Origin of the sequence: Mesorhizobium sangaii, from assembly GCF_014207355.1 — a bacterium.
In the GTDB taxonomy this organism is placed as follows: Bacteria; Pseudomonadota; Alphaproteobacteria; order Rhizobiales; family Rhizobiaceae; genus Mesorhizobium; species Mesorhizobium sangaii.
This window is the reverse complement of the sequence record NZ_JACHEF010000001.1, coordinates 588,101-611,002: the sequence shown is the minus strand read 5'-3', so window position 1 is coordinate 611,002 and position 22,902 is coordinate 588,101. Positions and strand designations below refer to the sequence as shown.

29 protein-coding genes are annotated in these 22,902 nt (G+C 62.4%); 23 read left to right on the top strand and 6 right to left on the bottom strand.

What is annotated here, in order from left to right:
• Window positions 1-123: 123 nt before the first annotated feature.
• The gene (locus HNQ71_RS03170; protein WP_184871137.1) at window positions 124-594 is read right to left on the bottom strand and encodes a carboxymuconolactone decarboxylase family protein; all 471 of its coding nucleotides are present in this window, start codon (window positions 592-594) and stop codon (window positions 124-126) included.
• Window positions 595-679: 85 nt separating this feature from the next.
• On the opposite strand from HNQ71_RS03170, the gene HNQ71_RS03165 reads away from it, so the two are divergent.
• The 7 genes from HNQ71_RS03165 (at window position 680) to HNQ71_RS03135 (ending at window position 5,862) form a co-directional block, all read left to right on the top strand.
• The gene (locus HNQ71_RS03165; RefSeq protein WP_184871136.1) at window positions 680-1,339 is read left to right on the top strand and encodes a TetR/AcrR family transcriptional regulator; all 660 of its coding nucleotides are present in this window, start codon (window positions 680-682) and stop codon (window positions 1,337-1,339) included.
• A gap of 37 nt (window positions 1,340-1,376) precedes the next feature.
• A complete protein-coding gene (locus tag HNQ71_RS03160) occupies window positions 1,377-1,988 on the top strand; it encodes a hypothetical protein (RefSeq protein WP_184871135.1) in 612 nt (203 codons plus the stop codon).
• Entirely contained in the window at window positions 1,985-2,833 is an 849-nt protein-coding gene (locus tag HNQ71_RS03155; protein ID WP_184871134.1) for a 23S rRNA (adenine(2030)-N(6))-methyltransferase RlmJ, read from the top strand. The genes HNQ71_RS03160 and HNQ71_RS03155 overlap by 4 nt, the downstream gene beginning before the upstream one ends.
• 186 nt (window positions 2,834-3,019) lie before the next feature.
• On the top strand, window positions 3,020-3,472 hold the full coding sequence (locus HNQ71_RS03150; protein WP_184871133.1) for a hypothetical protein: 453 nt from the start codon (window positions 3,020-3,022) through the stop codon (window positions 3,470-3,472).
• Window positions 3,473-3,732: 260 nt separating this feature from the next.
• Window positions 3,733-4,314, top strand: a complete 582-nt coding sequence (locus tag HNQ71_RS03145; RefSeq protein WP_184871132.1) for a TetR/AcrR family transcriptional regulator — start codon at window positions 3,733-3,735, stop codon at window positions 4,312-4,314.
• Window positions 4,311-5,144: a DMT family transporter gene (locus HNQ71_RS03140; RefSeq protein WP_184871131.1), complete on the top strand. Its 834-nt coding sequence runs from the start codon at window positions 4,311-4,313 to the stop codon at window positions 5,142-5,144. Before HNQ71_RS03145 ends, HNQ71_RS03140 begins: the two co-directional genes overlap by 4 nt.
• A gap of 103 nt (window positions 5,145-5,247) precedes the next feature.
• Window positions 5,248-5,862 carry a LysE family translocator gene (locus tag HNQ71_RS03135; protein ID WP_184871130.1) on the top strand — a complete coding sequence of 205 codons (615 nt, stop codon included), beginning with the start codon at window positions 5,248-5,250 and terminating at the stop codon, window positions 5,860-5,862.
• Between the two features lie 22 nt (window positions 5,863-5,884).
• Here HNQ71_RS03135 and HNQ71_RS03130 read toward each other — a convergent pair whose 3' ends face one another.
• Window positions 5,885-6,196, bottom strand: coding sequence for a transcriptional regulator (locus HNQ71_RS03130; protein WP_184871129.1), 312 nt, complete (start codon window positions 6,194-6,196; stop codon window positions 5,885-5,887).
• A gap of 636 nt (window positions 6,197-6,832) precedes the next feature.
• Between HNQ71_RS03130 and HNQ71_RS03125 the strand changes: the two genes are divergently transcribed.
• The gene (locus HNQ71_RS03125; protein WP_184871128.1) at window positions 6,833-7,228 is read left to right on the top strand and encodes a hypothetical protein; all 396 of its coding nucleotides are present in this window, start codon (window positions 6,833-6,835) and stop codon (window positions 7,226-7,228) included.
• A gap of 448 nt (window positions 7,229-7,676) precedes the next feature.
• Window positions 7,677-8,273 carry a glutathione S-transferase family protein gene (locus HNQ71_RS03120; RefSeq protein ID WP_184871127.1) on the top strand — a complete coding sequence of 199 codons (597 nt, stop codon included), beginning with the start codon at window positions 7,677-7,679 and terminating at the stop codon, window positions 8,271-8,273.
• Window positions 8,274-8,341: 68 nt separating this feature from the next.
• Here the strand turns inward: HNQ71_RS03120 and HNQ71_RS03115 are convergent, their stop codons facing one another.
• Window positions 8,342-9,001, bottom strand: coding sequence for an outer membrane protein (locus HNQ71_RS03115; RefSeq protein ID WP_184871126.1), 660 nt, complete (start codon window positions 8,999-9,001; stop codon window positions 8,342-8,344).
• Between the two features lie 412 nt (window positions 9,002-9,413).
• On the opposite strand from HNQ71_RS03115, the gene HNQ71_RS03110 reads away from it, so the two are divergent.
• The 7 genes from HNQ71_RS03110 to HNQ71_RS03080 all read left to right on the top strand — a co-directional run bounded on the left by HNQ71_RS03110 (window position 9,414) and on the right by HNQ71_RS03080 (window position 14,717).
• Entirely contained in the window at window positions 9,414-10,178 is a 765-nt protein-coding gene (locus tag HNQ71_RS03110) for an SDR family oxidoreductase (protein ID WP_184871125.1), read from the top strand.
• Window positions 10,175-12,244: an excinuclease ABC subunit UvrC gene (gene uvrC / locus HNQ71_RS03105; protein WP_184871124.1), complete on the top strand. Its 2,070-nt coding sequence runs from the start codon at window positions 10,175-10,177 to the stop codon at window positions 12,242-12,244. The genes HNQ71_RS03110 and uvrC overlap by 4 nt, the downstream gene beginning before the upstream one ends.
• A gap of 46 nt (window positions 12,245-12,290) precedes the next feature.
• Complete coding sequence (locus HNQ71_RS03100) at window positions 12,291-12,485, top strand: hypothetical protein (RefSeq protein WP_184871123.1); 195 nt, start codon at window positions 12,291-12,293, stop codon at window positions 12,483-12,485.
• A 35-nt stretch (window positions 12,486-12,520) separates the two neighbouring features.
• On the top strand, window positions 12,521-13,117 hold the full coding sequence (gene pgsA, locus HNQ71_RS03095) for a CDP-diacylglycerol--glycerol-3-phosphate 3-phosphatidyltransferase (RefSeq protein WP_027034531.1): 597 nt from the start codon (window positions 12,521-12,523) through the stop codon (window positions 13,115-13,117).
• 1 nt (window position 13,118) lies between these two features.
• Entirely contained in the window at window positions 13,119-13,376 is a 258-nt protein-coding gene (gene moaD / locus HNQ71_RS03090; RefSeq protein ID WP_095086303.1) for a molybdopterin converting factor subunit 1, read from the top strand.
• A gap of 3 nt (window positions 13,377-13,379) precedes the next feature.
• Window positions 13,380-13,856: a molybdenum cofactor biosynthesis protein MoaE gene (locus HNQ71_RS03085; protein WP_184871122.1), complete on the top strand. Its 477-nt coding sequence runs from the start codon at window positions 13,380-13,382 to the stop codon at window positions 13,854-13,856.
• A gap of 96 nt (window positions 13,857-13,952) precedes the next feature.
• Window positions 13,953-14,717, top strand: a complete 765-nt coding sequence (locus HNQ71_RS03080; RefSeq protein ID WP_184871121.1) for a YbaY family lipoprotein — start codon at window positions 13,953-13,955, stop codon at window positions 14,715-14,717.
• Window positions 14,718-14,853: 136 nt separating this feature from the next.
• On the opposite strand, the gene ndk is transcribed toward HNQ71_RS03080, so the two are convergent.
• Window positions 14,854-15,276 carry a nucleoside-diphosphate kinase gene (gene ndk, locus HNQ71_RS03075; protein WP_184871120.1) on the bottom strand — a complete coding sequence of 141 codons (423 nt, stop codon included), beginning with the start codon at window positions 15,274-15,276 and terminating at the stop codon, window positions 14,854-14,856.
• 307 nt (window positions 15,277-15,583) lie between these two features.
• On the opposite strand from ndk, the gene HNQ71_RS03070 reads away from it, so the two are divergent.
• Complete coding sequence (locus HNQ71_RS03070; protein ID WP_184871119.1) at window positions 15,584-15,850, top strand: DUF2934 domain-containing protein; 267 nt, start codon at window positions 15,584-15,586, stop codon at window positions 15,848-15,850.
• Between the two features lie 84 nt (window positions 15,851-15,934).
• On the opposite strand, the gene HNQ71_RS03065 is transcribed toward HNQ71_RS03070, so the two are convergent.
• Entirely contained in the window at window positions 15,935-16,624 is a 690-nt protein-coding gene (locus tag HNQ71_RS03065; protein ID WP_184871118.1) for a glutathione S-transferase family protein, read from the bottom strand.
• A 60-nt stretch (window positions 16,625-16,684) separates the two neighbouring features.
• On the opposite strand from HNQ71_RS03065, the gene HNQ71_RS03060 reads away from it, so the two are divergent.
• The gene (locus HNQ71_RS03060) at window positions 16,685-17,197 is read left to right on the top strand and encodes a DinB family protein (protein ID WP_184871117.1); all 513 of its coding nucleotides are present in this window, start codon (window positions 16,685-16,687) and stop codon (window positions 17,195-17,197) included.
• Window positions 17,198-17,220: 23 nt separating this feature from the next.
• Here the strand turns inward: HNQ71_RS03060 and HNQ71_RS03055 are convergent, their stop codons facing one another.
• The gene (locus HNQ71_RS03055; RefSeq protein ID WP_184871116.1) at window positions 17,221-18,162 is read right to left on the bottom strand and encodes a LysR substrate-binding domain-containing protein; all 942 of its coding nucleotides are present in this window, start codon (window positions 18,160-18,162) and stop codon (window positions 17,221-17,223) included.
• Between the two features lie 110 nt (window positions 18,163-18,272).
• On the opposite strand from HNQ71_RS03055, the gene HNQ71_RS03050 reads away from it, so the two are divergent.
• The 5 genes from HNQ71_RS03050 to HNQ71_RS03030 all read left to right on the top strand — a co-directional run bounded on the left by HNQ71_RS03050 (window position 18,273) and on the right by HNQ71_RS03030 (window position 22,899).
• Window positions 18,273-19,106, top strand: a complete 834-nt coding sequence (locus HNQ71_RS03050) for a hypothetical protein (RefSeq protein WP_184871115.1) — start codon at window positions 18,273-18,275, stop codon at window positions 19,104-19,106.
• A 45-nt stretch (window positions 19,107-19,151) separates the two neighbouring features.
• Window positions 19,152-20,078, top strand: coding sequence for a DMT family transporter (locus tag HNQ71_RS03045; RefSeq protein WP_184871114.1), 927 nt, complete (start codon window positions 19,152-19,154; stop codon window positions 20,076-20,078).
• Entirely contained in the window at window positions 20,071-20,274 is a 204-nt protein-coding gene (locus tag HNQ71_RS03040; RefSeq protein WP_184871113.1) for a hypothetical protein, read from the top strand. Before HNQ71_RS03045 ends, HNQ71_RS03040 begins: the two co-directional genes overlap by 8 nt.
• Window positions 20,275-20,436: 162 nt before the next feature.
• Window positions 20,437-20,886 carry a Ros/MucR family transcriptional regulator gene (locus HNQ71_RS03035; RefSeq protein WP_184871112.1) on the top strand — a complete coding sequence of 150 codons (450 nt, stop codon included), beginning with the start codon at window positions 20,437-20,439 and terminating at the stop codon, window positions 20,884-20,886.
• Between the two features lie 135 nt (window positions 20,887-21,021).
• Complete coding sequence (locus HNQ71_RS03030) at window positions 21,022-22,899, top strand: ABC-F family ATP-binding cassette domain-containing protein (RefSeq protein WP_184871111.1); 1,878 nt, start codon at window positions 21,022-21,024, stop codon at window positions 22,897-22,899.
• Window positions 22,900-22,902: the final 3 nt, after the last annotated feature.

Sequence of the window (22,902 nt, the reverse complement as noted above, 5' to 3'; positions counted from 1 at the left end):
GTGCCTGAGACAGTGATGGCCGCATCCCGCGGGCCATCACCGTCAGGAATTAGCGACGGAACAAGGCGACCAGCTATCCCGGATCGGCCCGGAATCGCTGCCCGTTTCGAGGGTCGGGATATGCTACTCCCCGCCCATTTCCTTCTTGAACGTGTCGAAATCGACCTGCATTCCGTTGAAGATGGTGCTCCAGTGGCGGGTCAGCGCAGCCATTGTCACGGCTTCCTGGATCTCTTCGTCGGTGGCGCCGGCGCGCTTGGCGTCCTGGGTGTCCGACCAGATGCAATAGTTGCAAGGTATCTGCGCCGCCACCGCCAGCGAGATCAGCGACTTGACCTTTGGTGGCAGCGCTGTCTTGTCGCTGAGTTGGATGGCCTTGACCTCGGCCCAGGCCCCAGGCAGGCCGGCTTTGGGGAACTGTTTCACAAAGCTGGGCACACCGCCCATGGTCGACTGGATGTCCTTGATGGTTGCATCGTATTCATCGGCATGGGCCGGAGCCGCGCCGAGCGACAGGACGCAGGCTGCGGCGGTGAGCAAGAACGCACGGCGGATGGACGACTGAACGGATTTGGAAATGCGACGGTTCGACATGGTTTTCTCCTCTGGTCTTTGTTAGCCTTACTGTGTAAGGTAATCTCGAAAATGAACCTTACAGTGTAAGTTGTCAAGCGAAGCCATGGACTCATCGATCAAGAAAAAGAGAGTGCGCGGTCGGCTGTCTCGCGAGATGATCGAGGACGCGGCCTTCCAGGTGATCGAGCGCGAGGGTCTTGCCGGCTTTTCGATGCGCAAGCTGGCGGCCGCGCTCGGCTGCGAGGCGATGAGCATCTACCATCACTTCCCCTCCCAGGCGCATCTCTACGAGGCGCTGGTCGATCGGCAGATCAGCGCGATTGTTATCCCCGACGCCAGCGTGCCCTGGCGCGAAAGGATCCGCATCGGCATGCAGGAATACCGTCGCGTCGCGACCGAACATCCGGCCTTCGCCCCATTCGTTGTCGTCTACCGCATGAATTCGCCGCCATGTCTTGCCAAGCTGGATAGTGTCATCGGCCTGTTCGAAGCAGGTGGCTTCGGTCCGGAACTGAGCGCACGACTGTTTCGCGCCGCGAGCTACTACCTTATGGGCGCGATCCTCGACGAGACCGCGGGTTACGCCAAGGGTCCTTCGGCGGTGACCACGGTCAGCGATGAGGAGCTGGCGCGGGATTTTCCCAGCGTCATGACAGCTGGGGCCTATTTTGGTAGGGCCGGTTTCGACAAGACATTCGAGCTCGGCCTTGAGATGCTGCTGGATGAAATGGAACGCCTGCGCGACAGCACCAATGCGAGCTAGTTGTCCGGCAAGGTACGATTACAAGGTGGCTGTCTGAATGCGCTTTCTGTTTGTCCTGATCTTGCTCGCCGGCATCGGCAGCGGTTTCATCTATCCTTGGGCGATGAGCAATTTCTCCGGCCACGAGATCGGCACCTGGCGCGTCTACGAGCAGGGCCGCTTCAAGCCGCTGACGGTGCCGCTTAGCAGCCGCGACGCACCGGTTCGGGTGCTGGTCGACCTGACCGCGAGGGCCGAGCGCATCGTCTCGCAGCAGCGCACGGTGTTGACGCTGACATCGGCCACCAATGGCCGAACGGTGCTTGCCTCGACGCTGCAGTTCAACCATTCGGACAACCCACGCCAGGCTAGCCCGCAACTGCCCGACAAGATTTTTCGCGATGAGGCCGGCGTGATCGCGAGCGTCAGCCCCGGTCCGTACCTCTTCACCGTCGGACCCGGTGATGCCGATGACATTCCGATGCGCGCGGTCGATCTGATCCTTCGCTCCGGTGCCGGGGAGATCGACCGCCGTGCGCGGCCGATCGGCTATGCGCTGATGGCGATCGGCCTGATCGGGTTTTTGCTCTCCCTGCGTAGTCGTGGCGGCCGGCCGGAAAATCCGAATTCGCAGCCGCCACCGCCGCGCTGGGGCAGGGGCTCCACGTGAACTACCGCCACGCCTACCACGCCGGAAATTTTGCCGATGTCGTCAAGCATGTGGTGCTGACGCGATTGCTCGACTATCTGAAGCAGAAGGACAAGGCGTTTCGCGTCATCGACACCCATGCCGGCATCGGCCGCTACGATCTGTCCTCGCTCGAAGCGCAAAAGACCGGCGAGTGGCAAGGCGGCATTGGCCGGCTGATCGATGCCTCGTTCGCCGCGCCGGTGGCGGCACTGCTCGCGCCCTATCTGGAGACCGTGCTGTCGCTCAATCCCGAGGGCGGCATCCAGAAATATCCGGGCTCGCCGCTGATTGCGCGCCAACTCCTGCGCAAGCAGGATCGGCTGTCGGCGATCGAGCTGCATCCCAAGGATGTCGCGAAGCTGAGGACCCTCTTTGCCGGCGATTTCCAGACCCGTGTCATCGAACTCGATGGCTGGCTGGCGCTCGGCGCGCATCTGCCGCCGAAGGAAAAGCGCGGCCTTGTGCTCATCGATCCGCCATTCGAGGAAGCGGGTGAGTTCGAGCGCCTCGTCGACGGGCTCATAAGGGCACACAAGCGCTGGCCTGGCGGCATCTATGCGCTGTGGTATCCGATCAAGGACCGCAAGTCGATCATCGCTTTCCGCAAGGCGCTGAAGCAATCCGGCATCCCGAAGCTGCTCGACATAGAATTCGAGATCAGGCCCGCCTCTTCGCAACCCAGTCTCGACGGCAGCGGCCTGCTGGTGGTCAACCCGCCGTTCACGCTGGAGGGCGAACTGCGGGCATTGCTGCCGGCCTTGCACAGGGTGCTAGCCGTGGAAAAGCCGGCGCACTGGTCGCTGGAATGGCTGGCCGGCGAGTAGAGAGGCGCGGGGGCTCGAGCTCTCTTTTGCGTCCGGGTCTCCACGTGCCCGGAGCCATTCCGGTTTCCATGCAAGGTCCGGCTTTGGCCAACGCCGTTCCGAACTGGGAAACCATTGTTTCCGCAACCGCTTGACCGCCGCCAAGCGAATCCGCAGAGTGCGCGCAATCGACCTTGAGAGGCTGCCATGACTCGCTTCGCCAAATCCGCACTTGCTGCCCTGATTTCGCTCTGCACTCCGCTTGCCGTGCCTCTCGGCGTTACCCAAGCCGTGCAGGCGGCCGACCTTGGCGTCTATTCCGACGACGATGGCGGCGTCTGTGGCGAAGCCTGGGTGTTGAACAAGATCACCAGCCGCTTTTCCCATCAGGTGCATCACGTGCCGCATCTGCCCAACGTGCAGATCACCGATTTCCGGCGCATCCACCAGCATCGTTATCTGGCGGCTAACGAGACCTGGCCGATCGGCCGCCGCTATTGCGGCGCCACCGTCAGCCTGTCCGACGGCCGCGATCGCACGATCTGGTACCTGATCGAGGAAGGCCAGGGCTTCGCCTCGATCGGCGACAATGTCGAATTCTGCGTCTCGGGCTTCGACCGCTGGATGGTCTACAACGGCCGCTGCCGCATCCTGCGCTAGAGCAATTCCAGGAAAAGTGTGACACGGTTTTCCCGGGAAAGCGCGTAGCGCTTTCCCTTAGGAATTGCGTCAAAACAAAGAGGTAGAGAGGTTCGGCGTTTCCGTGAAACGGTGAACCTCTCGAGCGCGGGTTTCCTTTCCGATTCCTTTTGGCGCCTGCGGCTCTACCCGCTGCAGGCGTTTTTTTGTGCTGTGTTGACAGGAGAGGCGATCCGTCGCATAGATATGAGACAGACCTGTTTCACCACTTGGTAAGCGCCATGACGTCGTCGCCTGCTTCCGACAAACGCCAGCACGTCGTTGAAACGGCCTACGGGCTGTTCAAGCGCGCCGGTTTCCATGCCACCGGCATCGACCGGATCATCGCCGAGGCCGATGTGGCCAAGATGACGATGTACCGTCACTTTCCCAGCAAGGACGAACTGATCGTCGAGGTGCTCGACTATCGCGCCAGGCGTTTTGCCCGCCAGTTGGACCGCCTCGCCGAGGAGGTCGCCACGCCCGGGCAGAAAATTGCAAAGATCTTCGACTGGCACCAGCGCTGGTTCCGTAGCCCGGATTTTCATGGCTGCCTGTTCGCGCATGCGCTGGCCGAGTTCGGCGATCCGGAACATCCGGTGTTCAAAGCTGTCGCCAGGCAGAAGAACGGCCTCAAGAAGCGCATGCAGTTGATCCTCGAAGAGGAAATGCCGCGTGGCCGCGCCGAAAGCGTGGCTGCGGTCCTGCTGATGCTGATCGAAGGTGCGACCCTGCTGGCGCAGATGGGGCAGGCGGACACCGCCATTCGCGACGCCCGCAAGGCGGCCCTGGACATCATCGCCGCTTCGCGCAGGCCGAGATGAGCCCGCTGGTCATCGGGCTCGCGCTGTTTGCCGCGATCTTGCACGCCACCTGGAACGCCTTCCTGCGAACCGGGGCCGACAGGTTGTGGACCGTCACCGTCATGAGTTTTTCCAGTACGGCGCTCGCCATCCCCTTCGCCATCTTCCTCGCCCTTCCGGCCGCACCGGCCTGGCCCTATGTCGTGCTCTCGGCCTGCCTTCAGGTCGGCTACAGCGTGTTCCTTGTGGCCGCCTACAGATATGGCGAACTGGGACAGGTCTATCCGATCGTTCGCGGCAGCGTGCCGCTGCTTGTCGCGCTCGGCGGCTTCTTCCTGGCCAACCAGCAGCTCACCCAGCCGCAGACCCTCGGCGTCGCGCTGGTCGCCGGGGGCATCATGGGCCTTTCGCTCGGGAGAGGCAGGGCCGCCACGACATCGATACTCTATGCATTGGCAACGGGAGCGATCATCGCTGCCTATGCGACGGTCGATGCGATCGGTGTTCGCGCGGCGGGAAATGCCGGCGCCTACACCGCCTGGGTTCTCGTGATCTATGGCGCATTGCTGCCGGCGACCTTCCTTGCCTGTCGTGGCCGGCTCGTCGTCGACCTGCGGGCGCCGGAAACCTGGAAGGCGCTAGGGGGCGGCCTATTCGCGCTTTTGGCCTATGGTGTCGTGGTCGCGGCCTTCGCGCTCGGACCGGCTGCTCCCATCACTGCGATCCGCGAAACCAGCGTCGTCTTCGCCGCTTTCATCGGACGCCTGTTTCTCGGCGAGATACTGACGCCGAGGCGGATCGGCGCCTGCGCCATCGTCGCCCTCGGCGCCATCTGCCTCGGCTATCAATGACGAAAATGCGCGTCGCGCAGAGCTCGATATTTCCTGATGTTGCCGATGGGCAAATCAGCTAGTCTGAACGCCCGAGAGCAACAGTTCACTTTCGGGAGTCCTCATGGACCTTGCCACCATCCTTGCCTTCACGGCTGCCTTCTTCGTGTTCGCGGCCAGTCCCGGTCCGGACAACATGACGATCGTCGCCCGCACGATTTCCAGCGGTGCCGCATCGGGCATTGCCTATGGCGCAGGCACGGTGGTCGGCATTCTCATCTTCCTGGTCCTCGCCGTCTTCGGCCTGTCTTTCATCGCCACCAAGATGGCGATCGCCATGACGGTGCTTCGTTATGGCGGAGCGCTCTATCTGATTTGGATGGGCATCAGGTTATGGACCGCTGTACCGGTGGTGCCGGAACTGCAACCCATCTCTGGACGGCGCGGGCTGCTGGCGATCTTCGCTACGGGCATCGCGCTCAACCTCGGTAATCCGAAAATGCCGCTGTTCTACGTGGCACTGCTGCCGAGCGTGGTTGGCGCGTCTCTCGACGCTGGTCATCTTGGTGTGCTGACGATGGTGATCCTGGTTGTCGAGGTCGTGGTGATCGGCGGCCACGTCATCCTGGCCCACCGCGCCCGCAGCCTGTTGCGCACGCCGAAGATCGTGCGCCGGGTCAACCGCGCGGCGGGCGGTGCGATGATCGGCGCCGGCTTCGCCGTGGTCGCCACGCGCTGAGAGACGTCGCGCAATCGCGGCGCTATTTTCTGCGCTGCGTCGCCTCGGCCCGATCGATGATCTTGCGCAGGTACGCGACGTGACCGCGGAACGAGCGCCGCCCGCTCGTCGTTGCCTTGATGCGTGTCTGCGGCCGGCGGCCGACGAACAGCTTTTCGATATCGACGTAACCGGCCCTGGCCAACGTGTCGAGATGCGCGCCGAGATTGCCGTCGGTGGCGCCAACGATGGCCTTCAGCCGGGTGAACTCCAGCATTTCCCGCCTTTCCAGCGCGTTCAGGGTGGCCATGATCCTGAGCCGCGTGCTCTGGTGGATGATTTCGTCGGCGCTCATCGAGCGGCTCCGGTGCGGCCAAGCCAGGCGCTGCGATCGACGCGGCCAAAGCCATGGCGCGCCGTCCCGACGATCCCGGAAAGCGCCGCCTGCTCTTGTGCGATCGACATCGAAGCAATCCCGTATCTCATGCAGAATACTCTGCGATCCAGAGTTATCTGTCAACTCACTTACAAGCGTGGTGGGATCGTGCTTGACAAGGTGATGCAGCGATCGGTCATCGCATTGCTCTCGTGATCTGTGTAGATCGTTCGCCTGCACGAGATGATCACTCCGAACAAGCGGCAGGTGATGATGTTCGCGGCCGAAGATCAATGCACAAAGCCGCTCGCTGACCTTCGGAGCTTCGCCGCGCGATCGGTCTAGCAGGGCGTGGAGAATGTCGGCGGTGAATTGCTGGCAATGATTGAAGATCAGCAGCGGATTTTTGTGATGATCAGCATGATCGTGTGCCGTTGGTAACCAAAAGTTAAGCTGCGAAAATCAGTCTATTGCTTCGCTGGCTAGAGAGCCGCGAGTCAGATATGCATTGCCCGTCGAGGTCATTCACGGCCGTCGGCGTAACGCAAGGGGCATGACATGGCGAAGCAGTCGTCTAAGGCGCCGGCATCCAAGACACCGGCAAAGAAAGCACCTGTGAAAGCAGTAACGGCCAAGGTCGCGGCAGCAGTGAAGAAAGCAGCACCCGCAGCCAAGCCGAAGGCAGCACCGGCAAAGGCAAAAGCAGCACCGGCCAAGAAGCCGGCAGCGGCCAAGGCCGTGGCAAAACCGGCAGTGAAGAAGGCAGCGCCGGCGAAGGCCGCGGCAAAGCCGGTCGCCAAGGCAGCACCGGCCAAGAAGCCGGCAGCCAAGGCGGCGGCGAAACCCGCAGCCAAGAAGGCAGCGCCCGCGAAGGCCGCGGCCAAGCCCGCCGCCAAGGCAGCACCGGCCAAGAAAGCGGCAGCGGCAGCGACAAAGCCCGCCGTGAAGAAAGCCGCGGCTCCCAAGGCCAAGGCAGCGCCGGCAAAGGCGAAGGCGCCGGCCAAGAAGTAGACCAGGTCTGGTTGGAGCACTGCGTGTCCTGCTGGATGCGCGGAGAACGCTCTGACACTTGCGATCGGCGCATGATCCTTCCGGAAACCGCAACTGGTTTTCGGGCCGTGCGCAAGACCGTCGGCGAAGGGGGCCAGGGCAGCAAAGCGAAGCGCCGGACAGGCTGCTTCGCTTGCTCGCGCGGTTTGGTCTTCTCTCACACCTGGCAATGAAACGAATGCCCCGCCGCCAAGCCGGGGTTGCAGAGGATTGAAAAGCAGATCGGATGTACCGCTCTGCTGTGGTCTTCTCTCGCTCGATGTGGATCGCGTATCCGTCTGTAGCCAGGTCACGATGGTCATCGCAGGAAACCATCACCGGGTTTCTGGCAGTTGGTTTTTTGTTGCCTGGCCATTGCCGGGCAGCCGCTCCCGGTCAAAAGTGCCGGCCGGCAAACAGGAACCCGATCATGCCCAGACTGCTCTACGCTTCAACCTCTCCCTACAGCTCCAAGGTGCGTATGGCCGCGGCCTATGCCGGCATCGCCATCGATGCGGTGCCGGTCAAGACCGAGGACAAACCTGCGGTGCTGATCGAGGCCAACCCGCTCGGCAAGATTCCAGTGTTGATCCTCGACGACGGCCGCTCGATCCATGACAGCCGCGCCATTACCCAGCACCTCAACCGTGTTTCGAAAAACGCACTGTTCCCGCGCAACTCCGACAAGCGTCTCGAGGCGGAGGTGCTGGAGGCGTTGGCGGACGGCATTTGCGACTGCGCGCTGTCGATGGTCTATGAACGACGGACGCGACCTGAAGAGATGGTCTACCAGCCCTGGCTCGACCGGCAGTGGGCGAAGATCACGGCAGCACTCGATCTGCTCAACGCCAACCCGCCAAAGCTGCCGAAGAAGATCACCGCCGGGCAGATCGCGTTGCGCGCCTGCCTTGGCTATCTCGCATTGCGCTTTGCCGGAAAGTGGGAAAAGGGCCGCGCCCGGCTGACGCGCTGGGCAGCGCGCTTCGATGAGAAATTTCCCGAGTTGAAAGGCTGCATCCCCGGGTGAAGTGATCCATTGAACACAAAAAAAGCCGGGCGCGAGGCCCGGCTTTTTCGTGTCGTGGCTTGAACGACTTAGAACTTCATACCGACGCCGAAGGTGACGCGGTTGTCGGTTGCCTTGACGCTGCCGATGCCACCACCGAAGTCCTTGCTGCCAAAGTCGGTGTAGCGATACTCGACGCGGCCGAACACGTTGTCGGTCAGCTTGATGTCGGTGCCAAGACCGGCGGTCCAGCCGAGCATGGTAGCGCTATCGCTGGTGCCAAGGACAGTGTCTTCCACCTTCAGGTTTCTGCCGGCGAGACCGCCGGTGCCGTAGAGCAGGATTTCCGGGGTCACGGCATAGCCAAGACGGGCACGCAGCGAGCCTTCGAAGCCGGCCTTGGAGTCGATGCCGTTATCGTCGCCCTTGACGCCATTGTAGCCGAGTTCGGCTTCAGCACCGTAGACGAAGTTCTCCTGCTGCCACTGGTAGCCGCCGAAGACACTGCCGATGAAACCCTTGGTATCGGTTTCAACGTCGAAATCCCTTTCTTTGGTACGGCCGCTAAAGCCATAGCCGAGATTGATACCGGCATAGGGGCCGGCCCAGGACGCCACAGGCAATTCAGCAACCGGGGCAGGTGCCGGCGGCTCTTCCTGGACGACGTCTGCGGCGTAGGCGGTTCCGCTGAGGGCGAAGAGCCCGAGCGCCACGGCCAACGGCCGTGCGAATTTGAAATTGGCTTGCATTGTTCTTTACTCCTTAAGCCACAGGACACAGGCTTGTTTCTCACGATCGCCATCGACCCGTCCGGGGGGTGAAACGGATCTGGCGTTCGTCGGTTCCAAATGTCGTGTCAAAATGCGGCTGAAGCGAACCTGAACTTGGGTCATTCCCCGGCGCGAATGAGGCGGAAACTTGACGTTGCATCTTCGCAACAGCGAAATGGCAGGAGCTGTCTCATGCTGCACTGCACACCGCTTGGTGCAAGGAGTCCAGCGTCCTATATTGCGGTCGGGCTGCTCCACCCCAGGACGAGTCGGAATGCCCAATCGGTGGGTTCGCCACAATGCTGCCCAAGGTGCGAACGCCATTTAACGCATGCGGGGCCATATTTCGCCGGCATCGTGTTTTCGGGCCGAAATTGAGGATTGACACCATATGAGCATAGCCACTGCCACGGCGCTGGTGACGGGCGGGGCGAAACGGATCGGCAGGGCGATCGTCGAGGATCTCGCCGCCCATGGTTTTGCCGTCGCCATCCACTGCAATCGGTCGCGCGACGAAGCGGATGCAATGGCCGGGCTGATCAACCGGAGCGGTGGCCGCGCCGCCGTGGTCGCCGCCGACTTGGCCGACATGGACGCCGCCGGTGACCTTGTAGGCCAGGCGGAAGCAGCGCTCGGACCGCTCTCACTGCTGGTCAACAATGCGTCGCTGTTCGAGGACGATTCTGTGCTGGACTTCGACTGGCGGGCCTGGGATCGGCATTTTGCCGTGCATGTAAAGACGCCGGCGCTGCTGGCGCAGAATTTCGCCCGGGCGTTGCCGCAGGAACAAGAGGGCCTGATCGTCAACATCATCGATCAGCGCGTCTGGCGGCCGACGCCGCGCTATTTCTCCTACGCACTGTCCAAGTCGACGCTGTGGACGGCCACGCAGATGATGGCGCAAGCGCTCGGTCCCCGCATCCGGGTGAATGCCATTGGCCCAGGGCCGACCCTGAAGAATGCCCGCCAGGACGACAGCGATTTTGCCGCACAGGTCGAGGGTTTGATCCTCAAGCGCGGCCCGGAATTGCCGGAATTCGGGGCCACCATCCGGTATCTTTGGGAAGCGCGCTCTGTGACCGGGCAGATGATCGCGCTCGATGGCGGCCAGCATCTTGCATGGCAGACGCCCGATGTGACAGGCATGGCGGAATGAGTCCCGTGGATCAGAAAAGCAAGCCGGGCCGGGGCGCAGAAGACATGCCTCCCGAAGTCGACCTTGAGGACGAGGCGGTGGAGGAGATCGTCGAACCCGCTGGGCCCGACGTAGCCTTCACCGCAATCGACTGGACGCCGCATGCCGGCGACGCTGAAGGCATGGTCGGCGCCGAGGTGATCCAGACGCTGGTCAAGCGGCTGCCCAACGCGCCTGGCGTCTACCGCATGATGAACGCGGCCGGCGACGTGCTTTATGTCGGCAAGGCCCGCAGCCTGAAGAAGCGCGTCACCAACTACGCGCAAGGCAGGTTCCACACCAGCCGCATCGGCCGCATGGTTCGCGAGACCTCGACGATGGAGTTCGTCGTCACCCGCACCGAGATCGAAGCGCTGCTGCTCGAAGCCAATCTTATCAAGCGCTTGCGGCCGCGATTCAATGTTCTGATGCGCGACGACAAGTCGTTTCCCTATATCCTGCTGACCGGCGACCATGTCTCGCCCGGCATCTACAAGCACCGCGGCGCGCGCTCGCGCAAAGGCGACTATTTCGGCCCCTTTGCCTCCGCCGGCGCGGTCGGCCGCACCATCAATTCGCTGCAGCGCGCCTTCCTGCTGCGCAGTTGCACCAACTCCTTCTACGAGAACCGGACGCGGCCGTGCCTGCTCTACCAGATCAAGCGCTGCGCCGGCCCCTGCACCGGAGAGGTTTCGCACGAGGACTATGCCGAGTTGGTCGGCGAGGCGAAGGATTTCTTGTCTGGCCGCAGCCAGAAGGTGAAGACGGAAATCTCGGCCGCCATGCAACAGGCCTCGGAAGACCTCGATTTCGAGCGCGCCGCCATCTATCGCGACCGGCTGGCGGCCCTGTCGCATGTGCAGAGCCACCAGGGCATCAATCCGGCGACCGTCGACGAAGCCGATGTCTTCGCCATCCATCAGGAAGGCGGCCAGGTCTGCATCCAGGTGTTCTTCTTCCGCACCGGCCAGAACTGGGGCAACCGCGCCTATTTCCCCAAGGCCGATCCGGCGCTGGAGGGATCAGAAGTGCTGGGCTCCTTCCTGGCGCAATTCTATGACGACAAGCCGACGCCGCGCACCATTCTTCTGTCGCGCCCCGTCGAGGACCAGGAACTGCTGGCCGAAGCGCTCTCAACCCGCGCCGGCCGGAAGGTCGCGATCTCGGTGCCGCAGCGCGGCGAGAAGAAGGACCTGACCGACAACGCGCTGCAGAATGCCCGTGAGGCGCTCGGCCGCAGGCTGGCCGAAACCTCGACGCAAGGCCGGCTGCTCGCCGGTTTTGCCGAGACCTTCGGCTTGCCCAAGCCTCTGGTGCGCATCGAGGTCTACGACAATTCGCACATCATGGGCACCAATGCCGTCGGCGCCATGGTCGTCGCCGGGCCGGAAGGCTTCGTCAAGAACCAGTATCGAAAGTTCAACATCCGCTCGACCGAGATCACGCCGGGCGACGATTTCGGCATGATGCGCGAGGTGATGGAGCGGCGCTTCTCGCGCCTGCTCAAGGAGCATGGCGATGTCGTCGTGGCCGACGATGCGGCAGCAGGCGAGGCGGCCGATGATATCGAAGACGACATCTCAGGCAGTTTCCCGGCCTGGCCCGACGTCATCCTGATCGACGGCGGCCAGGGTCAGATGACGGCGGTGCGCAAGATCCTCTCGGATCTCGGCATCGAGGACCGCGTCGTGGCCATCGGCATCGCCAAGGGTCAGGACCGCGATGCCGGCCGCGAGCGTTTCTTCGTCAGGGGCAGGGATTCGTTTTCGTTGCCGGTTCGCGATCCCGTCCTCTACTTTGTCCAGCGGCTGCGCGACGAGGTCCACCGTTTCGCCATCGGTTCGCACCGTGCGCGCCGCAAGAAGGAGATGGTCAAGAGCCCGCTCGACGAGATCAGCGGCATCGGCCCGGGCCGCAAGCGCGCCCTGCTCATGCATTTCGGCACCGCCAAGGCGGTCAGCCGTGCCGCCATCGAGGATCTAAGGAAAGTCGACGGCATTTCCGAACAGGTGGCGAAACTGGTCTACAATCATTTTCACGAGAGCTGATGCATGTCGCCCAAAAGTGTGCAGCGGTTTTGGGACAACGACATGCATGAAGGAAGAGTCCATGTCGCCCAAAAGTGTGCAGCGGTTTTGGGACAACGACATGCATGAAGGAAGAGTCCATGTCGCCCAAAAGTGCGCAGCGGTTTTGGGACAACGACCTGCATCGCACTTTGACGCGGATTCGGTACTTTTCGGCTGGCCAATCGATTTTGGCCTGTTGACCCCCTACAACAGCTTCTGATTTGAGTAGGCAGGCAGAAAGAGTTCCCCGAAGATATGGCCAAGCGCGCGTTCAACCTGCCCAACATGCTCACTTACGCCCGCATCGTCGCGGTGCCGCTCGTGGTGCTGTGCTTTTTTCTCGAGGGACATCTGAAGTCGAGCGACTTCGCCCGCTGGTCGGCGCTGATCATCTTCCTGCTCGCAAGCGTCACGGATTACCTGGACGGCTATCTGGCGCGCGCCTGGCAGCAGACCTCCAACATCGGCAAGATGCTCGACCCGATCGCCGACAAACTGCTGGTCGCCACCTGCCTGCTGCTGCTGGCGGCCGATACCGATCGCCATGCCGGCATCGCCGGCTGGTCGCTGTGGGCGGCGATCATCATTCTGTGCCGCGAAATCCTGGTTTCCGGCCTGCGCGAATATCTGGCGGCGCTCAAGGTCTCGGTGCCGGTGACGCAACTGGCAAAATGGAAGACCGCGATCCAGATGGTCGCCATCGCCTTCCTGCTGGCGGGGCCGGCCGGCGACAAGATCTTCCCGCTGACCACCCAGACCGGGCTGGTGCTGCTGTGGATCGCGGCGCTGGTCACGCTCTACACCGGCTACGACTATTTCCGCGCCGGCCTCAAGCACATCATGGACGAGTGAGATGACGACCCGGCTCATCTATTTTGCCTGGGTGCGCGAGCGGATCGGCCTGCCTGAGGAAGACGTCGACTTGCCTGCCGGCATCGAGACGGTCGCCGACCTCCTGCGCTGGCTGAAATCGCGTGGCGAGGGCTACGAGCACGCGCTGCAATATCCCGACGTGATCCGCGTCGCCATCAATCAGGAACATGTCGAGCATCGCGAGAAAATATCGGGCGCCCGCGAGATTGCGCTGTTCCCGCCGATGACCGGGGGCTGATCCATGTCGGCCGCCGTGGTGCCGACGGTGCGGATCCAGCGCGAAGATTTCGACGTCGCTGCAGAGATCGCCAGGCTGACGCAAGGCCGCGCCGACATCGGCGCCGTGGTGACCTTCTCCGGCCTTTGCCGCGACGAGCAGGGTGCGCTCTCGGCACTCGAACTCGAGCATTATCCCGGCATGGCGGAAGCCGAGATCAGCCGCATCGCCGTTGAAGCGGTTCAGCGCTGGCCGCTACAAGGCCTCACCGCCATCCACCGCCACGGCAAGATCGCGCCAGGCGACAACATCGTGCTGGTGGTGGCGGCATCGGCGCATCGCCAGGCGGCGTTCGAGGCAGCGAACTTTCTCATGGACTACCTGAAATCGCGTGCGCCGTTCTGGAAGAAGGAACATCGCGCAGACGGCTCCGAGGGCGGCTGGGTCGAGGCCAAGGAAGCCGACGCCAAGGCCGCACAGCGCTGGAAACCGTCCGAATAAAATCCTGTCGCAGCCATGCATTGACCGCAATCCTTTGGCCAATTGATCGCGGTTGGTCAGCTTGGGCATTGGCAGCCCGGGGCGAGGGAGATGGTCATGCTGGAGAGGATCGCGGAGTTTTTCGTCTTCGGTTTCGTGCCTCTGGTCGTCGGCATATTGGCCGTGCCGGAACTGTCTGTTGCCGCCGAAAATACCGTTCGAGGCGAGGTGATCTATCGCGAGCGCATCGCCTTGCCGCCAAGTGCCGTGCTCTCCGTCCAGCTTGCCGATGTCTCGGTCGCCGACGCGCCGGCCACGATCATCGGCGAGCAGAACGTGAAGCCGGCCGGCCAGGTGCCGATCAGCTTCGAGATCAAATTCGATTCGTCCGTCATCCGGTCGCAGATGAACTACGCCTTGCAAGCCCGCATTACCGTCGACGGCAAGCTCCTGTTCATCTCCGATATGCGCCATCAGGTCGATCCGCTGACCGACGTGCCGCAGACCATCGTGCTGAAGATGGTCACGCCGAGTGCCGAGCAGACGGCTTCTGTCATTGGTCAGATCTGGCTGGTCGACTATGTCGACGGCATTGGCGCCATCTCCGCGCCGCAAGCCACGTTCAGGATCAGCGAGGCCGGCAAGGCGGGTGGCAGCGGTCCCTGCAACACCTATTTCGCCACCGCCAAGGTCGAAGGCCAGGCGATCGCGATCAGCGACATCGGCTCGACCTACAAGGCCTGCGCGCCCGAAGTGATGGCTGAGGAAAAGGCGCTGTTCGATGCCTTGACCAAGGCGGCGTCATACAGTGTCGGCGACGGCAAGCTCGTCATATCAGACAAGCATGGCCGAGAGATCCTGCGCTTCAGCGCCGCAAGCTGATTCCGGTCCGGCGTCACCCCAGCGCCACCGTCGCCTTGGCCTTGACGATCTCAATGGGCGCAGATCGTTGCGCCAATGAAAAAGGCCGGCGAAACGCCGGCCTTTTTACAGGGGTTCAAAGGTCTGGACTGTCGTGTCAGCCGACGATTTCGGTGTCCGAGAACCAGTACTTGATCTCTTCTGCTGCCGTCTCCGGCGCATCGGAACCGTGCACCGAGTTTTCGCCGATCGACAGCGCATGCACCTTGCGGATGGTGCCTTCGGCGGCATTGGCCGGGTTGGTGGCGCCCATCACTTCGCGGTTCCTGGCAATGGCGTTCTCGCCTTCCAGCACCTGCACGATCGTCGGTGCCGACGACATGAATTCCACCAGTTCGCCGAAGAACGGACGGTCCTTGTGGACGGCATAGAAGCCTTCCGCCTCACGGCGGCTCATCCAGACCCGGCGCGAGGCGATGATGCGCAGGCCGGCCTCTTCCAGCATCTTGGTGATGGCGCCGGTGAGGTTGCGCCGGGTAGCGTCCGGCTTGATCATGGAAAAGGTGCGTTCGAGCGCCATGGGTCGTCCTTGTGATGAGAATGGAATTGAGAGTGGCGGGCTCTATACAAGCCGCCCGGCCCATTGCCAAGGGGTGAGGCCAAAGGGGCGAGGGATGGTCAGCGAGGCGGACGGAAAGCCAATTGCTTGGCTTTCAGAGTAACTAACGCCCGCAGCGATGCGAAGGGCCGGAGCAGCTGTGCGTTTCTGTGTCAGGCCGGCGCCGATGAGGCGGACAACAGGCGAGATCGGATGGCTGCAATGCGATGCTTTGCTTGCTATAGTTGCGTGTCGGCGCCGCGCTGAAGTCGGCCCGAAGGGAGACAACATGATCATGGCAGACGATCGTCAGGAACGCATTCGCAACCGCGCGCATCAGATCTGGCTGGAAGAGGGACAACCGGCCGGTCAGCATGATCGCCATTGGCATCAGGCGGTAGCCTACATCGACCAGGAGGATGCCGGGGGGAAGTCGGCGGCCAAAAAGGCAGCTGGCGCCGGCAAGGCAAAAGCCGCTCCCAAGGCAAAAGCCGCCCCCAAGGTGGCGAAGCCTGCCACAAAGACCAGCAAGCCAAAAAAGGCGGCAGCCAAGTAGGCTTGGCTATCTCGCAGCTGGCCTTCCCCGCAAGGGATTGACGGCCCGCGTGCCTGCCCAGCGCCAAGGTCAGGCGCTACGGCGTCACGCCGCCGCCACCTTTCGTGCCAGCCCGCCGTGCAGGTCGAGGCAGCGGGCGAACCATTGCGCCACCACGTCGCTGTCGTCGAGCAGCTGGTAGGGCGAGGCAATACGCGCCCATTGCAGGGCGCCGAAGACGATGTAGTCGGCGAACAGCGGCGACGCGCCGCCGATGTAGGGCTGGTAGCCGAGCATTGAGCGCAGCGGCTCCAGTGCGGCGCGGAATGTTGCCAGCCCGGCGGCGCGCGCGGTGACGACATCCTCCAGCTTCCTGCCAAGGCGTTGCTCACGGCTCTGGCGGAAATAAGCGGCGTTGTCCTCGTCCTGCATGGCGTGGAGGTCGATGATCGCCGCGGTGGTGACGTAGGGATGGATCGTCAGTTGCGACCAGCGTTCGATGAAGCGCGCCATCGCCTTGCCGCCTTCGCCGCCAAACAGCGTCGGCCGATCCAGATAGGTTTCGTCGAGATAGAGCGCGATGGCGAAGGAATCGGCGACGACCGTCTCGCCGTCGCGGATCACCGGAACGGTTTTCGAAACGCCGCCCTCGACAGCGGGCACTTCGAGAAAGCGCGTCGGTGCGGTCGAAAAGTCGAGCCCCTTGTGGGCAAGCGCCATCGCCACCTTCCAGCAATGCGGGCTGAACGGACGGCTCGCGTCGCGTCCGACGAGGTCATAGAGCAGAATGGTCATTGGCGTTGGGGTCCTAGCGGGTTAGGTAGGCCCCCGCATCGATGCGAGCCGAGGGAAGCCATGAGACAGCATTTCATGATGTTTGCGGCCTATAATCAATGGGCCAACAACCGCATCTACGATGCTGCGGCCGAACTCGACGAAGAGGAATTCAACCGCAATGTCGGTGCCTTCTTCGGCTCAATGATGGGCACGCTCAACCACTTGCTGACAGCCGACCGCATCTGGATGAAGCGCTTCACCGGCGAGGGCGACGCGCCGACGACGCTGGATGCCGTCCTCCACCGGGGCTTGCCCGGCCTGCGGATGGCGCGTGAAGCCGAGGACAGGAGGATCGTCGATTGGGTCGGCGGCCTCAGTGACAAGGCGTTGACGGGCCGCTTCACCTACATGACAGTCTCGGACATGCGCACGGTCTCGCAAAGGCTGGCACCGGCGCTGGATCATGTCTTCAACCACCAGACGCATCACCGCGGCCAGGCGCATACGATCTTGACCATCCTGGGACGGCCAAGCCTGGGTCTGGACCTGATGCTCTTCCAGCGCACCGAGGAGGGCAGGGCTTTCGCCTGATCCCGGTTGGGGCTGTTCGAAGTTCAGCCGGCGGTCTCGCTGTCCAACTGGTTCTGCGTCAGTGCGGCTTCCGCCACGATCCACTGTTTGAACAGCGATACCTTGCGAGCGTGCAGCGCCTTGTCGGGGCAGACGAAATACCACCCCGCCGTATTCGGGTGGTGCACCTTGAATGGAGCCACCAGCCTTTCGGCCCGGATATCGCTGGCCATATAGGCACGATTGGCCACTGCAAATCCCAATCCGGCGTTAGCCGCCTCGTAGGACATCATGCAGGAATCGAAATAGATGCTCTTGGTCTCCCGGAGCACGAAGCCGGCGCCGGCGAAGTCGAGCCATGATTGCCAGTTCTGGGTGCATGTGTCGGAATGCAGCAGCGTGAAGTGGCGCAGATCTTCGGGCCTCACCTTCGATAGCGGCTTGTCGCCCAGGATTTCGTGGAAGAGTTTCCTGCTGCACACCGGCGTCAGGTCTTCCCGAAACAGCAGATCGGACCGCAGCCCGTGGAAGTGGCCGTCGCCATAGCGGATTTCGAGATCGAACTCGGAAGTCGTGAATTCATGCGTGGCGTAGGATGTCGAGACCCGCATCACAATATCGGGATGTTGCCGCTGGAACAGCGGCAGGCGCGGAAACAGCCAGCGTGCCGCAAAAGTCGGCAGCACCGATATCTTCAACAGATGCTCCTGCGATTGCCCGGTCGCCTCCATGCTGGCGGCGACGATCCGCTCCAGCGCCTCGCGAACGCGCGAGACATAAGTCTCGCCCTCCGGCGTCAGCGACACTGCATTGCCGCCGCGCTGGAAAATCTTGAAACGCAGTTGATCCTCAAGGCTTTTGACGCGCTGGCTGACCGCTGACGCGGTGATAAACTGTTCTTCGCCGGCGCGCGTGAAATTCCCGTGCCTCGCAGCACTCTCCACGATTTTCAGCGAATTGAGGTTGACCTGACTGAGCAGACGCACGGTTTCGACCTTAAGCTGGGCTTACACTAGCACCAGCATTCCTAATTTTACAGGGGTGGGTGATCTAATCGACTGTTTATCAAGTGTTGCCCCCATCCTGGAGAAGTACAATGAACGCCCATACCATCCCCGAACTGCGTTATGCGATGAGCCGCGAAGCCATCATCGGTCACGAAACCGCCTGGAAAGTGTCGAGTTTCGGCGTTGCGCAATATCTGCACGGCTATGATCCGGCACTGCTTGCCGCAATTGAGGAGGCTGCTCTGAAGCTCAAGGCCAGCCATGCCGTGCACAAGCACCTCGACTTGACCTTCATCACCGGCGCCGACCGTTTTATCCCCGAGATCAAGGAGTTGCTGCATGACAAGCTGCGCCTGGAGCGGCTTTCCGACATGATGGGCACCAAGCTGGAGCCCTATCCGCTGTCGATCGTCGGCTCGACGGTGACCTTCATGAATCCCAAGGATGGCGCCGTGGAATGGCATTGCGATGGCGTCCCGGTCACCGAGCTCATTCCGCTGTCGATCAGCAATCCGCTGGTCGGCGGCCATCTCGAAATCTACTGCGACGACTCCGAAACCGGCCGCGCCATCCTCGAATCCGGCCGCGAGATTCCGCGCAACCGTGTCATGCGCATTGATCACAAGATCAACTACGCCACGCTTGGGCAGTTTCTCGGTGTCCTGCATCGCACCGCGCCGATCCGGTTCGGCGAGCGCGTCACGCTGGTGCTCAACCAGCGCTCGGTGGCCAAGCCCTATGTCGACGACAACCGCATGTTCTATCTCGCCGCCGATAACGACCATGACCGCGAATGGGTCAGCGAACTGGCCGAAGACGTCTGGAACAACCAGTTGCCGGCCTATCGCCGGTTCGAACAAGAGCATCCCGTCCCGGCGTCGTCCGAGGCGCCGATTCCGGGCGGATCCAGGGAATCATGGTAATCAGCCATGATCCCGGAACGTGGGAACCGGTTTTCGGACAGGATCATGGTCGAACACAGAGATAGAGGTCCACGCCGGCTCCCTGGGCATGGATCCGGCTCGGTATCCGCGCTGGTCTTTGCCGCCGGCGCGGTGGCGTTGTGGTCGACCAATGCGCTGGTCGGCAAATCCCTGCTGGCCAGCCATCCGGTGTCGCAGGTGCAGTTCCTGCAGTTTACAGGAGCTGCCCTCGTCTTCGCCGCCATCCGGTTGATGAGCGGGGAAAGGGCCGTGCCAGTTTCGGCAGGGCCCGCGCTGGTGTCTCTCGCGGTCGGCTTCATCGGTCTGGTCGGCACCATGGTGCTGCAATACATCGCCTTCGCATCGATGCCGGTGATCGAGGCCAATCTGGTGGCCTACACCTGGCCGTTGATGGTCGCGGCGGCGGTCATCGCTCTGCAGAATCCGCGGCGCCCGGTGCTGCTGGGCCTCGCCGCGGTCGTGGGCTTCATCGGCGTTGCACTGGTGATTTCGGGAGGCCGTAACCAATCCTGGCTCCAGGGCGATCTCGTCGGCTATGTCGCCGCATTCGGGTCCGCACTGTGCATGGCCTTCTATTCGATCATGGTGGGACGGGTTGCCACCTCGTCGGATCGCCTGTTGCTGCCATCGTCGCTCATCGGTGTCGCCTTGACGTTCTTGTGGTGCGCTCGCGACGGCTTCGCCTGGCCCGTCGGCACGGACTTGGCTCTCGGCCTCTATCTCGGCGCCGGTCCGATGGGCTTGGGCTACTACTTCTGGTCACGCGCGTTGAAGCTCGAAGGCAGCGGCAAGGTCGCGGTCGTCGCCTATCTCACCCCGATTGCTTCGACGCTGCTGCTGACGCTGTCGGGCGAAAGGCTGACGATGACGGCCATTGTCGGAGCCATCCTCGTCATCGGCAGTTGCGTCGCGGTTGGCGTGGAACGTTCGGAGGCCGAGAACCATGTTTGACGAAAACGAACGTCTTGCCAGGCAGGAAGCGCATTGGCTGATCAAGGAATTCGGCGCCGAGGCACCGCTTTATGCCGCCATGAAGGCCGAAAAGGCCATAGAGCAAAAGGACTTCGGGCGTTGTGCCCGTTGGAAGCGTATTCTAGAGATATTGGCCGACGGTCGCGCTGCTAAGTCTGCTAGTCCCAAGTATTAGATTTTCTAATTTGCGCGACGTCGATTTCCCATGAAAAGTAATTTTTGCGAGTCTTGATTCCTTGTTGAGACTTGGCGGTCCGTTGGGGGGGCCGGTTAAAAAGATACGAAGAGACAAGTCTTCACTGGGGTGGACGACTTTGTCGCAAATAGGGTGAAAGAATTGTCAAATATCGATGATAAGACCGTTATCGAACTGACGGCCGATATTGTCTCGGCCTATATAGGCAACAATCCGCTTCCGGCTTCCGGTCTGCCCGAGTTGATTGCCAGCGTCAGCGCTTCGGTTCGCAAGCTGGCTGGTGCGCCTGTCACTGAAAGCCCAACCCTGGTTCCGGCCGTGAACCCGAAGAAGTCGGTGTTTCCCGACTACATCATCTGCCTTGAGGACGGAAAGAAGTTCAAGTCGCTCAAGCGACACCTCAGGACCGACTATGGCCTGAGCCCGGACGACTACCGGGCCAAATGGGGCTTGCCGCCGGACTATCCGATGGTTGCGCCAAACTATTCGGCGACACGGTCGGCGCTGGCAAAGTCGACGGGACTTGGCCGCAAGCCGGCAGCAGCGCCGGCCGTCGTGGCCAAGACGACGAAGCGCAAGGGAACTGCCTGAGCGCTGCCCCGGCCGGGTAGGCGGGCTGATCGGCTGCCTTGACGGCGCCTTTGCGGGCGTCGTTTTCAGGGCTTGTGCGGCCAACTGGCCCGCAAGGTCTTGCGAAGCGTTGATGTCCGGTGCAAAAGCGCGGCCATGCTGATCATCAACGACCTTTCGCTCCGCATGGCCGGACGCCTGCTTCTCGACCACGCCTCGCTGACCTTGCCGGCCGGCACCAAGGCCGGTCTTGTCGGTCGCAACGGCACCGGTAAGACGACGCTGTTCAAGGCCATCACCGGTGACCTCGCCTCCGAGACGGGCTCGATCAGCCTGCCCAAGAACACGCGCATCGGCCAGGTGGCGCAGGAAGCACCCGGCACCGAGGACCCGCTGATCGAGATCGTGCTCAAGGCAGATCTCGAGCGGACGGCACTCCTTGAAGAGGAAAAGACCGCCACCGATCCGCACCGCATCGCCGACATCCACATGCGGCTGGCCGATATCGACGCGCACTCGGCCGAGTCGCGCGCGGCCACCATTCTTGCCGGTCTCGGCTTCGATGATGTTGCGCAGCGCCGCCCGGCCTCGTCCTTCTCGGGCGGCTGGCGCATGCGCGTGGCGCTCGCGGCGGTGCTGTTTGCCGAGCCCGACCTTTTGCTGCTCGACGAGCCGACCAATTATCTCGACCTCGAAGGCACGCTGTGGCTGGAAAACTATGTGTCGAAATATCCGCACACCGTTCTTCTGATCTCGCATGATCGCGACCTGCTCAACCGCGCCGTCAATTCTATCGTTCATCTTGATCAGAAGAAGCTGACCTTCTGGCGTGGTGGCTACGATCAGTTCGAGCGTCAGTATACCGAGCAGAAGGAACTGCAGGAGAAGGGTCGGGTCAAGCAGGAAGCCGCCCGCAAGCATATGGAATCCTTCGTCGAGCGCTTCCGCGCCAAGGCTTCCAAGGCGAGGCAGGCGCAGTCGCGCATCAAGGCCCTGGAGAAGATGAAGCCGATCGCCGCGATCGTCAACGATACGGTGCGGCCGTTCTCTTTCCCCGAGCCGGTGAAGACGGTGGCCTCGCCGATCGTGGCGCTGAACAACGTCAATGTCGGCTACACCGAGGGGCAGCCGATCCTCAAGAAGATGACGCTGCGCATCGATGCCGACGACCGCATCGCTCTGCTCGGCGCCAACGGCAACGGCAAGTCGACCTTCGCCAAATTGCTGTCCGGCCGGCTGAAGCAGGAGAGCGGCACCATGACAGTGGCGCCGGGCCTGAAGGTGGCGATCTTCGCCCAGCACCAGCTCGACGACCTCCGGCCGGAGGAGAACGCCTATGAGCATGTCCGCCGGTTGATGCCGGAGGCTCCGGAATCCAAGGTGCGCGGCCGCGTCGCCCAGTTCGGTCTCACCACCGAGAAGATGAACACCGCCGCCAAGGATCTGTCGGGCGGCGAGAAGGCGCGACTTCTGATGGGTCTGTCGGCCTTCGAGGGCCCGAACCTGTTCATCCTCGACGAACCGACCAACCATCTCGACATCGACAGCCGCGAATCGCTAATCCATGCGCTGAACGAATTTCCGGGCGCGGTGATCCTGATCTCGCACGATCGTCATCTGTTGGAGGCGACCGCCGACCGGCTGTGGCTGGTCAAGGACGGCGCGGTTAACCCGTATGACGGCGACCTCGAAGACTACAAGACGCTTGTCACCGGTGCGTCGGGCGACCGCCGCGGCAAGCGCGAGGCGGACAAGGCGTCAAAGGCCGACCGCCGCCGCGATGCGGCAGCGCGTCGCGCCGCCTTCGAGCCGCTGGCCAAGGAAATCCGCGCCACCGAAGCGCTGATGGACCGCATCCGCAAGCGCATCGACGGCATCGAGGACGAACTGTCCAATCCCGCCGTCTACGAGAAGGATCCCTCGACGGCGACCCGGCTGGCCAAGGAGCGCTCGCAGTTGACCCAGACGCTGGCCGGCCACGAGGAAAAATGGCTGACCATGTCGGCCGAATACGAGGAAGGCACGGCGGAGTGATTA